The organism is Oleiphilus sp. HI0128 (genome assembly GCF_001635365.1).
Map to the genome: position 1 here is coordinate 1 of NZ_LWGG01001174.1, position 13579 is coordinate 13579.

At 42.7% G+C, this 13579-nt stretch carries 11 protein-coding genes; 2 read left to right on the plus strand and 9 right to left on the minus strand.

Annotated features, from left to right (window positions below):
- Nucleotides 1–108: 108 nt before the first annotated feature.
- On the minus strand, nucleotides 109–1104 hold the full coding sequence (locus A3763_RS19810; protein ID WP_068510722.1) for a putative solute-binding protein: 996 nt from the start codon (nucleotides 1102–1104) through the stop codon (nucleotides 109–111).
- A gap of 209 nt (nucleotides 1105–1313) precedes the next feature.
- A complete protein-coding gene (locus A3763_RS19815) occupies nucleotides 1314–2450 on the minus strand; it encodes a patatin-like phospholipase family protein (RefSeq protein ID WP_068510720.1) in 1137 nt (378 codons plus the stop codon).
- Nucleotides 2451–2741: 291 nt separating this feature from the next.
- On the opposite strand from A3763_RS19815, the gene A3763_RS27130 reads away from it, so the two are divergent.
- Nucleotides 2742–2969: a hypothetical protein gene (locus A3763_RS27130; RefSeq protein ID WP_082865277.1), complete on the plus strand. Its 228-nt coding sequence runs from the start codon at nucleotides 2742–2744 to the stop codon at nucleotides 2967–2969.
- Between the two features lie 44 nt (nucleotides 2970–3013).
- On the plus strand, nucleotides 3014–3280 hold the full coding sequence (locus A3763_RS27135) for a hypothetical protein (RefSeq protein WP_068633325.1): 267 nt from the start codon (nucleotides 3014–3016) through the stop codon (nucleotides 3278–3280).
- Between the two features lie 57 nt (nucleotides 3281–3337).
- Here A3763_RS27135 and A3763_RS19825 read toward each other — a convergent pair whose 3' ends face one another.
- The 7 genes from A3763_RS19825 to A3763_RS19855 all read right to left on the minus strand — a co-directional run bounded on the left by A3763_RS19825 (nucleotide 3338) and on the right by A3763_RS19855 (nucleotide 13420).
- Entirely contained in the window at nucleotides 3338–4057 is a 720-nt protein-coding gene (locus A3763_RS19825) for a hypothetical protein (protein WP_068510718.1), read from the minus strand.
- Between the two features lie 126 nt (nucleotides 4058–4183).
- Nucleotides 4184–4813, minus strand: a complete 630-nt coding sequence (locus A3763_RS19830) for a DUF642 domain-containing protein (RefSeq protein ID WP_068510716.1) — start codon at nucleotides 4811–4813, stop codon at nucleotides 4184–4186.
- A 209-nt stretch (nucleotides 4814–5022) separates the two neighbouring features.
- Nucleotides 5023–6126, minus strand: coding sequence for a hypothetical protein (locus tag A3763_RS19835; protein WP_068510715.1), 1104 nt, complete (start codon nucleotides 6124–6126; stop codon nucleotides 5023–5025).
- A complete protein-coding gene (locus tag A3763_RS19840) occupies nucleotides 6123–9443 on the minus strand; it encodes an efflux RND transporter permease subunit (RefSeq protein WP_068510713.1) in 3321 nt (1106 codons plus the stop codon). The genes A3763_RS19835 and A3763_RS19840 overlap by 4 nt, the downstream gene beginning before the upstream one ends.
- Nucleotides 9440–10621 carry an efflux RND transporter periplasmic adaptor subunit gene (locus tag A3763_RS19845; RefSeq protein WP_068553539.1) on the minus strand — a complete coding sequence of 394 codons (1182 nt, stop codon included), beginning with the start codon at nucleotides 10619–10621 and terminating at the stop codon, nucleotides 9440–9442. The genes A3763_RS19840 and A3763_RS19845 overlap by 4 nt, the downstream gene beginning before the upstream one ends.
- Nucleotides 10622–10634: 13 nt before the next feature.
- The gene (locus tag A3763_RS19850; RefSeq protein WP_068510708.1) at nucleotides 10635–11732 is read right to left on the minus strand and encodes a hypothetical protein; all 1098 of its coding nucleotides are present in this window, start codon (nucleotides 11730–11732) and stop codon (nucleotides 10635–10637) included.
- Entirely contained in the window at nucleotides 11732–13420 is a 1689-nt protein-coding gene (locus tag A3763_RS19855) for a GH3 auxin-responsive promoter family protein (protein ID WP_068510706.1), read from the minus strand. Before A3763_RS19855 ends, A3763_RS19850 begins: the two co-directional genes overlap by 1 nt.
- Between the last annotated feature and the right edge of the window lie 159 nt (nucleotides 13421–13579).

Below are 13579 nucleotides of genomic sequence, written 5' to 3' on the forward strand. Positions count from 1 at the left end.
CCGCTAGTCATGAATAGTGTAATACACATTCCTACCAATGGATTAATCGCAGACAATAAAAAGCCCGGCAACGGCCGGGCTTTAGAAAGTAAAAGCTAAGTTAGCAAATTACTCTGGTGTACCACACTCGGCAGCAGTTGGATTTTCAGAACAACGGATTTTCCAAAGCATTTTTAAAGCTTTAGGGTGGTGGTTACCCTCTGCTTTTAGAGCCATACGGATTTCACGCTTAAACTTAGTAATTTCTTCCTTAGTTTTAGCATCTGTTTTGATCCAATACTTCGCTGGGATTTCCGCTTCAGCATCCTTAACCATTTTATTAATGTCAGGAATACGAGAAAGAATGTACTCACGCATCTTTTGACCAAAGTCGTCTGCAAAGCGGTCCTTGTGAGTAACAAGCTGCATCATGCCGTAAAGGAGTTTTTCGTCGATAATACCGCCGTTCTCGCCGAGACCGTGATATAACTCAAATACGTTATAACCAAGCGCGACCATTGGTAGAATGTCGATATTACCGTTATTGAACTGGCCCGAGAAAGTGGTCAAAGAAGTGCCGACCGGAGACGCACCAACTAGGTTAGCAAGCTTCAAACTTTGTGGATCTTCGTTAAGAACCGAGATCTTTTTGCCGCTAAATTCTTCAACTGAGTCAATATTTCTGTCTCTTACGAATAGGTAAACAGAACCAACAGGCAAAGTACCAACCATCTCGTAATTACCATTCGTAAGTAGCTTGCCAACTTTCGGGTTAGTCAAGGCCTTTAGAACGATACCAAGCTGCTTCTCGTTGTTGATGCCACCAATTGCATCCAAGGTACCACCAAATGGAACGTATGGGCTACTCAATATAGAGGTAAGAAATACACCATCACACATACCGGCTTTAAAATCATTAGAGGCAACTTTTTCATCGGTAAAAGCTTCCAAATGGATATCTAGACCCCAAGGAATAGCTTTTGCTTTCAAGTCAGCGAAGAATGTCATTGCAGGACCGTTTTTTCCAACCGGGTCGTACATACAGAACTTTTTCTTTTCAAGTGCAGAAGCTGTGGCAGCAGTCGACAGCATTACTAGCGCAAGTATAATTCGACGAAATGTCATAATGTTTCCTTAATCCTCATTAATTGTTTGATGTGTAAGAACGTTCTTTTCTTATCGTTATTATGGTGCGAATTATAACAAAGACATGTTCGAAAAGAGACATCAAAATTGACTGCTAGTCACAAAAATAGATTTAAATTTTGGCAATATTAATATTTTCTTGTAAATACAATTGCTTACCATTTTCAGAGAGGAGTTGTTAAATTTGGTTAGCTGTTTTTCATATCTGCGTTAAAGAAACTTTCAAGCTCCTTGGACTTAGCTTGAGCGTCCTTGTATCCGAGAGCTATGAGCTCTCGCATAAACTCCCCTTCAAACAAAAGATAGCTAGCCAGGCTCACGCCGCCTTCAATTGGTTCCTTGTTTAGACCAAAAAACTGTTTAATAGGTCCGGGTAGTTTGGAAACATGTTTAATTGCAATTTCATCAATTGGTTCGCTTGGGTTTATCACCAAGGTATCAATAAACCTTAATCCCAAATCGTTGGCGACTGCTTCTGGGTCCTCAACTCTTTTTAAAAGGCTGTTGATGACAGCGACCTTTTCAACGTCCTTTTCTACAACATCAATAAACATTCCGTTTATAACATGCTCTAAGATAGAGGGTCGCTTTGGCTCTTTTTTACTTTCCTTGCGAATATGACGATTGGTGAGGTTCGCGCTAACACCAATAACCAAAATTCGATTCGCACCAAGGTGAACTGCAGGGCTAAGCGGTGCCATATTACGAGCAACACCATCGCCAAAGTACTCTCTATGTATCTTGACTGGTGGAAATATGGTCGGGATAGCAGAAGAAGCCATGAGGTGATCAAGCGTTAGTTTTGTTTTAACGCCCACCCTATTCCCTGATTGCCAACCAGTAAGGTGGTCTTCACCTTGGAAAAAACTAACACTTTGGCCGCTTCGATAACCACAACTTGTCACACTAACTGCCTGTATGTCGTGCTTCTTGATGTTGGTTGTGAGTTGTCCGAAATCAGCTTCTTTTTTTAATAGCTCTCTTAAGGGGGCGTTATTGAACATGGAGCCTGGCACATCAATGCCATCTCCGCTGACGAAACCTCTAACAAACTGGCCTAGGTTTTTTGCAAGATTCCAATAGTCGGATTTGTATACCTTATCAGAGCTAAGGTTTAACCAAAGATCTTCGAGACTGTCGACACTATGCCTGAAGATCTTACCCCCTCCTCCTAGCCCCACGGCGTTTAAAGCTCCTGCGGAACTGCCGCAAATGACAGGAAAGGGATAGTCAAAGCCAGGAAACTGTTCTGCAATTGCCTTAAGAACACCGGCCTGGTAAGCGCCTCGTGCACCACCACCCGTTAAAATCACCCCTGCTGTCATATTAATTATTCCAAATAATGTACTTTGTAAGAATGCTGCGATAGCAGCTTGTTTCCGCTCAAAGAATAGATAAGTCTCAATAGTAAAACTATTCTAGGGCATATATGCGGACAAGCACTAACCTTGCATAAACTTAATAGTGATAATAAAAATCTATATAGAATAAGACGGTCTATATCTGATCAAAAAAGCAGCATCTTTAGCGCTATAATTAAGTTAATGATAAAGATAGATCGTTATATGGTTTTCCGTTTTTAAATTAGAGCATTAATTTGTAGTCGGAGGTGTCCTATGAAACGTTTATATTACCTTAGCCCTTCAATTGACAGTGTCGACCAAGTTTCGAAAGATTTGCATGAGCATGGTATTACTGACTGGAACTTTCATATTATTAGTACTAATGAAGAGGGTCTATATAGTCATCATCTCCACTCTGCGAGTGCACTTCAGCGTACCGACTTCGTGCGCTTTGTAGAGCGAGGCTTATTGTCCGGTGGGATGATTGGGCTGTTTTTTTAGTCCCCTTTACTTATATCGAGGAGTTTAGCTTCAATGCATGGCTAGTGATCGCGATCTTTAGCATGTTCTTTGGTGCGTGGTTTGGCGGTGTTGGTGGGCTCAATACTGAACACTACAAGATCCAGAAGTTTCACGAACAAATTATTGAAGGTCAGCACTTGATCTTAGTGGATGTTAACACGAAGGATGAACAACGCATAAAGTGCATTATGGAAATAAGGCACCCCGAGGCGGTACTTCAAGGTTCTAGCTCGACTATTACTAATCCGTTTTCCAAGGATGATGCTGAACACATCAGCGCAAAGTCTTAGGGCTGCGCATTAAGGTGATAAAAGCTTAGATTATCGCCTTAATGCATTATTTGCAGTTCACAAAGTGTTCATGTCGAAATCTGTCAAAGCAAAAATTTCAAGGACTTCATAGGTATTCTTGTCGAGCTTTGCCAAACCAAAGCCTGATTTCCCAATTATGCGGATATAGAAGTATTTGCCTGTATCAAACTCTTGATCCTTATAAATCTTCTTAAGGTAGACTTCTTCAAGAGCTGCTTGCTTGATGCGTTCTTTTTGCTCGCCTAGCTCATGATAATAATCCATGTTCTGTAGATAATCTGTATCCCCTTCACCGGTAAATGCATGAACAGTGATCGCTATTCTAACTTCGGTTGTACCGGTTAAAACGTGGAACTTTGGTGCTGAAGCCAAGCTAGTATCGATAATATTAGGGTCAACAGCTGTCATATCGTAATTCGATGCGGTTTGGATCTCAAATGAGTTATTGACAAGTAATGCTGATAAAGGCCTTTCCTTGTAGATGGTCTGAAACCCATATACAAGCGCTGCTATTTGGAATAATGCAATCACTGACAGGTCAAACTTTAGACTCTTCTTACCTTTTTTATATACGACAAAAGTAAGTAGTGGCCCTAGTATCACGTCTACAGCAAACAGGATTAGAATGATTTCTGATATACCCTGTATTTTGAAGTAGAAGTCAGGATAAATTTGGAATCTGATAAAAAAGTAAACTATCGATACGATAGCGAGACTAATAAGAAAGTGGATTAGAAATGCGATGGGTTTTGTCATAGTCGTCAGTTAAGTTAGTGTTTAAACTAAGCTTAGAAGCGACTTGGATATTTTCAAAGAAATAAAGAACGGAATTAAAAAAAAGCCGCATTTAAGTGCGGCTTTTTAGAAACTACAAAGGTATTGTTATTTCATTTTTTTACGTGTGGCAACTAGTCCTGCCAAACCTAATGCAAACAAAGCAATGGTGCCAGGTTCTGAAACTGCAGTAACTTTAACGTCGTCAAAAATATTACCTGTTGTATCTCTTCCGCCATCTAAGGATGTGAATGTTAAGGTAGAAAGCGAGCTAGTAGCTGTGAATTGATAAGTATACTGATTCCAGTTACCCCATGATTGGTTATAAACAGAATCTGAAAGGTCACCAACACTGACTGAGAAAGCTTCATCAGAGTTAGCTTGGCGGCGGCGACCAGCAAAACTTAACTCGTAGGCCTGACCTGCTGTCGTCGCGAAGTCTTGGAAGATAGAGAACTGACCATTAGCGTCTCCAGGGTGCGCATTAAGTTCTAATACTCTAATTCCATCATCGGCAGGTACGATAAAATTGTTAGACCATATTTCAACATTCTGGCTGGCGTCCCAATTTGGAATGCTAGAATAAATCTGCCACGTAGCTGCGCTTCCATACCCGCCAAGTGCTGCTTCGTTACCAATATCTTCGAAGCTGCCATTTTCTATAAGATTAGCTTGAGCACTCATAGATACAGCAGTAGTTAAACAGATTGAACCGAACAACTTTGTTAAATTTTTCATAATACAGCCTAATTTAATGAATAATAACTATAGGAAAGCAATAGATGCGCCAGAAGTTTATCTTTTTGTTTTTATTGATGTTTTCTAGTATTGATTGATCGATGTGTAAAATAAGCTGACGTAAATTTAGCCAGCTTCAAGATTTTGTGAACTAGTGAATCTAATGACTTCGTCTTACAAACCGCATTGGTAATACGGATATTATAATGTTAAATACCTTGGCAATGGTCGGTGTATTTATAAGAAACAATTTGATTGCGACCTACAGCGCTATTGATGTCGAAGAGATTATCTTCAAAAAGCTCATTACCCCAATCACAAAGCGTTTCAAGCGAAACCTTGTCATCCTTTACGATCGAAGAATGAAGCTTAAGCGTTAAACCGAGCTGACCATTCCACTTCATGACGCAGCTTGATATCGGATAGTTCTTTGTTCCTGGTGCACAGCAAAACCAGCGTTCTTTTTGTAATGCTGAAACCGCTTCTGCCTGTTTGCTCGGTAAGGCAGAGGTATCTTCATCTAACCAGTTCCCCATTGCGGAGAAATTGCCAGCGTAAAAGGATTTATTGCTGAGGTAGCGATATAAAAATCTAATCATAAAGCCAGGTAGATATTTAGCTATCTTGGCTTGTTGCCAGTGCAGCCAATGCTCGCGTGACTTTAGCCGCTCGCGAATTCTGTCGTTTAACTGGGTAGGTGAAATATCCGCTTCGAGAGGGATATAAAATCCACTGGAGAAATTTGCATAGTCTGAGTCGGTTCCAAAATTAGCTGCCCCCCTTAAATTAACGGGATAAAACCACGAATAGCTTTGATTGCAGTTTTTTGAATCTGCAAGTAAATGCTTGGCAGCCGAGCGGTTTAGCGCCCATAGTATAAAGGTTGTTAAAGGGATATCGAGAGATTTTGCTCGTTGTTCGATAGCTGCGGTTTCATAACGATCAAAAAATAGAGTGTCTACCGAATTTTGGCTTACTTGATTATCCGCTTTCCAAAAACGCCATTTGACCCTTTTAGGGTAAGGTTGAACTTTTGCTTTGATCGCTTTCAATTCTTGAGTGTCAGGTTCACCGGTTTCTCTACACTTAGGGATCTTCACACTGGTGAAACCGAGATCGTTCAGCATGTGCTTCATTATGCTCATGCCGTCACCATTGGCGTGCTGGAAGATATCTACTTTTAGCGCTTCTTCTTGCTCTGAGGTGTGAGGCGTATATCGCCCCCAATATATGTCATCACTTACGCCTAGCTTGCGCCTTTGTTCAAACCATAAGGCAACATGATCTTTCGGGTGACGTTGAAATATACTCATGATGCCTGATCCGTCTTGAGAACGTTAAGGGTATTTTTCGCATCAAGCCAACCTGCTTCCCAGCTTGAAGTTAATACCTCATCATTATATGGGCTCTGTGATTTCTTCTTCGCTCGACTGCCCTGCTCAAAACCGCGTTGATAGGCGTCTTCAACGCTCTCGGAGTCGAGCGCATTATTCGTTACCTGTTTGCTAGCGGTGCTTAGGCTCTTGATATATTGATCCAGTAATAGGTAGCTTGCGGGCACTAAAAGCAAGCTGATCAGTGTTGCAAAAATAACCCCAAAGGCCAGCGATACGGCCATGGGTATTAAAAACTTAGCCTGAATGCTGGTTTCCAGGATCAAAGGTGTTAAGCCTGCAAACGTTGTAATTGACGTTAAGAGTATTGGCCTGAAGCGTTTCTTGCCAGCTTCGCATACTGCACTAAAGATATTCACGCCCTTCTTGCGCAGCTCATTAATACAGTCCATCAAGACCAGGTTGTCATTGACGACAATACCGCTGACCGCCACCATACCTATGAATGACCAAAGCGTTAATTCCAGATTTAATAACATATGACCGAAAAGTGAGCCTAGAATTCCAAAAGGGATTGCAAACAAAACCAATAAGGGCTGACTGTAAGACGAGAATAAAACCGCCATCATCAAATACATTACGAAGATAGCGATTAGATAACCGTTAAACAGAATATCTAAAAACGCCACAATACTTTTTTGTTTACCTGCGGTTCCCCACTTCATATCTGGATATTGCGCGACTAGCGTGTCGAGGTAGTGTTCTTTAAGGTCCTTTTGAATATTGTAAACCGAGTTATGTTCTGTATTGACGTATGCGCTCACGGTCACCACTCGCTTGCGCTCATAGCGGCGAATATTATTCGGTGCCTGTCGGAAGTGAATATCAGCAATTATTGACAAGTCTATATAGCTGCCATCTGCTATCAAAATTGGCAGGTGCTCCAGGTACCACATCGAAGCTCGTTCTTCTTCAGGCAAGCCTAGCCAGACATCGACTTCATCATCTTGCGTTTGGATCGTTTGCACCACTTCACCCTGATACGCCCTATTGACTTGCCTGATAACCTGCTCAAGCGTTAGTCCAAGTGAAATAGCGTTATCCTTTAAGGTGATCTGCGCCTGTTTTTTCTTTTCATTAAGGGAGTCTGCCAAGTCATAAGTTCCGCTGTAATGACTCAGTTTATCCTTTAACTGTTTCGCAGCAGTTTCAAGCTGTAAGCGATCATAACCGGAAAGCTCAATATTGATATCAGGCTTTGAGGGGCTTAGGCTAGAACTAAAACTAAGCTTGCTTGCTCCATCAATACGGCCAATCAACTCGCGCCAACGGTTTAAGACTTCCTGACCGCTACGCTCTCTCGTTTTTGAGTCAGACAGTTCTAGCGTTACTTGGGCGGTATGATCAAGGTTTTGTTTGTTTTCCTGATTCGATATCTTAAGCGTTGGGCCGATAACCGAATAAACGTGCAAGATTACAGGTTCACTAATACTGGGCGAAGAAGACTCGTTTAGCTCAATACGCAAATCTTCCGCTGCCTTCAACATTTTATTCACTGCAGCTTCAGTTTTTTTGCGTGAAGCGCCCTCCGGAAAAGCAACTGAGGCATTAACAACCTCTGCATCAATCGCGACGCCCAACGCCACTCTCATCCAACCAGTCGATAGTAAGACCATAAAGATGATAAACATTAAGCTAAAACTAACGATAACCAGTTCTTTATGTTTTAGAGCCATCACTAATAAAGGTTGATATAAACCTTGGTTTAATTTATCGAGGTGTTGGCTGAATTGCTTTTGTATTTTACTTAACAGACTGTCTTTCTTTTCGTCGCTTGATGTTGATGCCTTACGGGATAAGTGCGCAGGTAGAATAAAGATCGATTCCAAGAGCGAAAACACTAGAATACAAATAACTATAATAGGTATCGCCTGCATTAACTGACCCTCGGGGCCTGGTAAGAACAGTAAAGGCAAAAAGGCTACAATGGTTGTAGTGACTGCAAAAAGTATCGGTTTATATACGTCATAGACACCAGCAAGCGCGCCTTCACTACCATATTTTCCTGCCTGATTCTGGCTATGAATTGACTCCCCAACGATCACTGCGTCATCGACCACAATGCCCAGCACTAGTATGAAAGCAAACAGTGACACAATATTGATGGATACATCCAGTGAGGGCATTAATAACAGACTGCCAAAAAACGAAAATGGTATTCCCAGGCTGACCCAAAATGAGAGACGTAAATTAAGAAACAGAACCAAGAGCGCAAAGAGTAGCAAGAGGCCGCTGAATGCATTTTCCAGCAATAAATCAATGCGGCTTTTAAAGTTTTTTGCTTCGTCCTGCCAAACGTATAAGTGCATGTTGTCAGGCAGTTGCTTTTGCTTTATATAGCCTTTAATTGCCTCGGCAATGGTAACAATACTCTGATTGCCAACACGATAGACATCGAGAGAAACCGCTGCACGGTGGTCAAAGGATGCCTGACTTTGCGGGCTATTTCGGTTGTCGATGATGCTCGCAATATCGCCTAGTCTTACCTCGGCACCGTCAGCATTCGAGGCAATAATGATATTTCGATAACCCTCTGCATCACTTTTTTTAGCATCACTGGTGATTAGTACGTCACCGTCATGGGTTTTTAATACGCCACCTGGTAACTGATTTGATTGTTGCCTAATTAGACGACTGATCTCTTCGAAGCTAACTTGATATTGCTCTAAGTTATGTGCCGGGATATAGACTTGTATTTCAGAGTCTTTAACGTCTTCTAGGTCGATGATGCTGATGTTATCGTTTTCGAGGATTTCACTGCGTATGCTTCGCGCCATCTTGCTCATGCTAGCGTAGTCCGCGGTGCCACTGAGAATTAATTTACTAACGCGATTACGTACAATCAATTCCTTGACGGTTGGCTCTTCTGCCTCGTCTGGTAAGGCATCATAGTTTTCGAGACGGCTTTTAACTGTATCTAGTATATCTTTCGTGAGGTAGCCGTCTGCTACGTCAAGAGTCATTGAGCAAAAACCCTCATGCGCAATAGCGCTAAGCTCAAGTGTGCCCTCAATATCATAAATCTGGTTTTCGATTGGCTTGCAGATGCTAGATTCTATGGTTTCAACTGACGCACCAGGCAGGCTCGTATCTATCCCAATACGTTCAAGGGACACATTTGGGATCAGCTCTTTGCGAATATCGGGCAGGCTGATATAACCCAAGGCAAACACGGTAAACATAAGCAAGTTGGCGGCAACCGGATTATGTGCAAACCATGCGATCGCACCTTTCATTGAATTGTACTCGCTACAGGGTGCTCAATAAGCGCGAGATCATTGGCTAGGTAAGGCTCAACTTTCATACCTTCTGCCATTAAATGAAATGAACCGGTAACGATACGTTCGTTTGCATTTAATCCCGCCTTTACGAAGGATAGCTCTTTGCCACGATACACTAGTTCGATATTTTTTCTGTGTAAGCGCATATCGTTATCAATCGTCCAAACAGTGTTGTTGGCAGGTTCAGCACTACGAGGAATTAGCTTTAAATTATTGATTACTTGCCCTTCGATCCTTGCTTCAACAAAGGAGCCTGGTAGTAAGCTCTTGCTAGATTTGTTTGAAGCGTTATTGCTTGAAACTTGCGCAATAACATAAAGAAGCTGATTTCTATCGCGCTCCCCTTCAATTCGGTCGATAAGTCCTTGCCATTGTTTTGTCGGGTTTTGATAGCTGTTCAAGCTAGCAATAGGTTTACTTGTTTTGCCCAAGTAGCCTTTATGATTTAGACCGAGAATTTCAATTTGCTGGTCATTTAACGGGAGTCGGACTTCAACTTCGTCAGTCCCATAGATTGTTGCAACATTTGAGGTAGCCAGTATGTACTCGCCTTCAGTAATACTCAGTTTAATGACTTTGCCATCTATTGGTGCTCTGATTACAGTCTTCTTGAGTTGTTGTTTTGCATAAGCTAAGGCGGCTTCCGCGGCCGAAACTTGACTGCTGGCATGGCGCACCTGTGGTATATGACGCGCATAGTCAGTTGCGTTTCGTTTTAGGCCTTTTTGTGCGACAGCCGCCTTTGCTTTAACTCTGACTAATTCAAGTTTAGTTCGGTCAAGTTCAGCTTGTTTTTGTGCGATATCGAGTACAAAAGGCTGTTGTTCAAGTTCAATGAGAATGTCGCCCTGCTTGACCCTTGCGCCTATACTAAGCTCTTTGCTGACACGTTTGACCAGGCCGGGTACCTGATTGGTAATCTGACGAACTTCTGAGGCAGATACTCTACCGCGACTATAGATTGGAATCGCTTGGCTGCTTTCGATTACCTCTGTGTAAGGAACTCTTGGCGCCAGGTTCTGTTGAGTACTTTGCTCAGGCTCGGGTGCGTTATCGTAGAGCCAAGAAATCAGGCCAAGCGCGACGATAAGCGCGAGGAAGACGGAACGATATTTTTTTAGATACTGCATCATAACTTACTGCTAATTATAGACGTGTTGGTTCGAGATAAAACAAGCCCTGTTGCTTCATTTCTTTGCTCGGGTCATCGCCATAACTAGCGAGATAGTGATTACTTAAAAGCTGATATGCCTTCAAGTTTTTTGCAACTTCGTGTAAAGGGTCGCGCGTATCAAAACCAAAGATAAGCGCCTCATAATCACTTGCGTGATAGGTTTTAAGGATGCAGCTCAGCAAATCTTGAAAGATATCAATCCGGTTGTCGGCACAAAGAACCGTGTGAAGGCTAAGGTAGCTCGCTAAACTTCCAGGACTTGGTAGCTGGAGGCCGCCAAAGAATTTACTCTTAATATTATTGATGTGCCTGAGGGCTTTCATCTTGCCTTGGTAGGATACAAAGCGCGTTTGTTTAAAATCTTTTTGGTTCCATACGGCGCACATACCGATAAGTTCATCGTCATCATAAGCGAGGAAATAATTTTCGATATCGACCCCGCGATAGTAATTGTCTTTGGTGCCAATTTTTGAAAAGTCATAGACAGGGTAAAATTGCTTTGATGGCGCATGCTTATCGAAAAAAGACTGCATCTGAGCTTTATCGGCATTGCTAGCTCGTCGCACTAAAAGTGTTGTGGCTTTATGCTGCTTCTTATACAGATCTACCATATAAGTACGAAATTGTCCGGCCTGGTGATAAGTCGGCAAACTTAGACGGCCACTTCCGACTGAGTTGATAGAGGCTTTATTCTCGTCCAATATCACAGTCTGCATCCACTCATCCTGCATCAGTTCTCGATACTTTTTGAATAAACGTAACAGTGTCCTTCCGCCACGATAATCCTGGTGAATACGTAGATCATTGCCGTAACGGGTTAATCTTTTTTCGCCGTCGACATAAACTTCGCGCTTACCAATACTGAATGAGGCCAACAAGGTCTCTGTTTTATGATCAATCATGACCCAAACATCCGGATCTGTTGTGGTCACCTTTGTTGCATGAAAAAAGTTAGGTGCGCGCTCAAAATTCAGGTGCACTTCTCCTTCCTGTGGCGTTTGATCAATCAGGCGTAGTAGTGCAGCTGAATCACCATCTTCGGCGGGGCGAATTTCGTAGCGCTGGCTCATTAGCTTACGGCCTCGACTCTGTTTTGCTGTTCATTGCTTGCGCTCGAGCATTGAGGAGAGAATAGTTCGTTTTGCCAAAGTACCAGAGGTTCAATTTTAACGTTACCAGCCACCATGCCACGCGCTATCTTATGCGAGGTATAAACCTGCATGGCATCTTCCATGAGCAAAACGTGCGCATGATCGAGCTGACCAAGTTCGCGAGCAAGTTTATAGTGAAAGTTCTGGAGCAAAAATTCTTCTAGTTCGCGATCAAGTTCGACCTGTAGGTTTTTCTGCTCGCAAGTGTTAAGTCTGTTATATGTAGCCTGGTTTTCGCATAACAAAGCATAGCGAGGTAAGTTTGCTTCAGAATAAGAAGGGAGCGCGAGTAAGCTTATTGGCAAAATAGCGTCATGCATGGAAAACTCATTAATAATATTAACTGCCAGCTCTGGCGACAGTTTCTCACCCACCATATCAACACCACTAAGGCGTCCAATGAATTCAAAGCAAGGGCATTGATCTAAAAAGCCGGTTACCTTCAGCTGGTCATTCATCGCGTAGCGAAGTAAACCATTAGAGCTACTTAGAATGGGACGTACATTCTGGCCCTCCGTTAGCTGCCAGCTAGTATGTATTTGATTGGTGTCCAGGTCCTCAAACTCATAAAAGTGACTAGTCAGTGCTAATGGGTATTTCCCCTGAAACGGGAAGCTAATGACGCCTTCAGTGGCCCAAAGGCCCTTTCCTTGAAAACGACAATGGGGAAACAAGTCGCGTAGTTTGTTCGCCCAAATTTTAGATGATGAGGTGTCCCAAGCACTGATGAGACCAAGTTTGGGCCAAAGCATACTTGTCATTTTAGCACTTAACTCACCATCCCAAGCATCTAACGACTTAGCGGCGTCAGGGTTTTTGGGTGCGGATAGATGTGATAAGCCAGAAAGAGTCTCAGGCCACTGACCGGAGTTTAGTACTTCAACGATAAGAGGCTGCTTATCTTTGATTAACTGTAACAGGCTTAGCGCAAAGGTTGGGCTCCATACCGAGATAAACGACAAGTCCCGGCAAGCAACTAAATAGCATGCCGTTGCAATTGAGGATTCCTCAGAAGTATTCGCAAGTGAAATGGCTTCAGGAACAGCCATTGTCCCTGACATAAACAAACGCTTCCACCAAGGGAGAAGTTGCAAGTCATCGTTAATGCTGCTCGTAAGTTTATTCCTTAGATCGCTCGGGACCCATGACAAAGACCAATAATGTTTGCCTTGCTTTATCTCAGGAAATTGTCGGTATAAGTCTGCCATCCAGGGACTAATTGCCTGATCTAATTCATCGAGGAAGGCTTGATTGTAGGGAATCCACTTCATTTTAGAGGTGGAACCACTCGTGGGCTGATAACGCTCGCACTTGATGTTGCTTAAAACATTTTCTCGGCCGGCTTGCTGGCGCTCTATTTGCTCGTGCCAAACATCATAATCGCTAATTGGCAATGTTTGGAACTCGGAGAGGCTGCTATTTTCCCTAAGGTGATACTTGGCTGCGGATTCAGTTCCTGAAACGCTTTCTAGTATTCCCTGAAGAATCGATAATTGCGACTCTTCTACTGAACGACAAGCGCTGCGGAATCTTGCGCCACCCTTGTTGGATAGCGCGTGTGACGCAACATGCAAACCTTTCGAAGCAAGCGAGCCGAGAAATGACATTAAGATAGCTCCAAATTCTGTGAATCAGCTCTTTGGCGCAAATCATCACCCAGCTCTTTGCTGACCTGACCTGCTTTTTGACGAAGACTCTGCCGACTCTGTTTTTTCTTGAAAGGAATCATATTACGCTGCATGAAATCGAGTAACATACTTATAGTT

Bases quoted from the DNA above. Each gene is read 5' to 3' on its own strand.
- A3763_RS19810 (WP_068510722.1), bottom strand. From the start codon at position 1,104: ATGACATTTCGTCGAATTATACTTGCGCTAGTAATGCTGTCGACTGCT.
- A3763_RS19815 (WP_068510720.1), bottom strand. From the start codon at position 2,450: ATGACAGCAGGGGTGATTTTAACGGGTGGTGGTGCACGAGGCGCTTAC.
- A3763_RS27130 (WP_082865277.1), top strand. From the start codon at position 2,742: ATGAAACGTTTATATTACCTTAGCCCTTCAATTGACAGTGTCGACCAA.
- A3763_RS19825 (WP_068510718.1), bottom strand. From the start codon at position 4,057: ATGACAAAACCCATCGCATTTCTAATCCACTTTCTTATTAGTCTCGCT.
- A3763_RS19830 (WP_068510716.1), bottom strand. From the start codon at position 4,813: ATGAAAAATTTAACAAAGTTGTTCGGTTCAATCTGTTTAACTACTGCT.
- A3763_RS19835 (WP_068510715.1), bottom strand. From the start codon at position 6,126: ATGAGTATATTTCAACGTCACCCGAAAGATCATGTTGCCTTATGGTTT.
- A3763_RS19840 (WP_068510713.1), bottom strand. From the start codon at position 9,443: ATGAAAGGTGCGATCGCATGGTTTGCACATAATCCGGTTGCCGCCAAC.
- A3763_RS19845 (WP_068553539.1), bottom strand. From the start codon at position 10,621: ATGATGCAGTATCTAAAAAAATATCGTTCCGTCTTCCTCGCGCTTATC.
- A3763_RS19850 (WP_068510708.1), bottom strand. From the start codon at position 11,732: ATGAGCCAGCGCTACGAAATTCGCCCCGCCGAAGATGGTGATTCAGCT.
- A3763_RS19855 (WP_068510706.1), bottom strand. From the start codon at position 13,420: ATGTCATTTCTCGGCTCGCTTGCTTCGAAAGGTTTGCATGTTGCGTCA.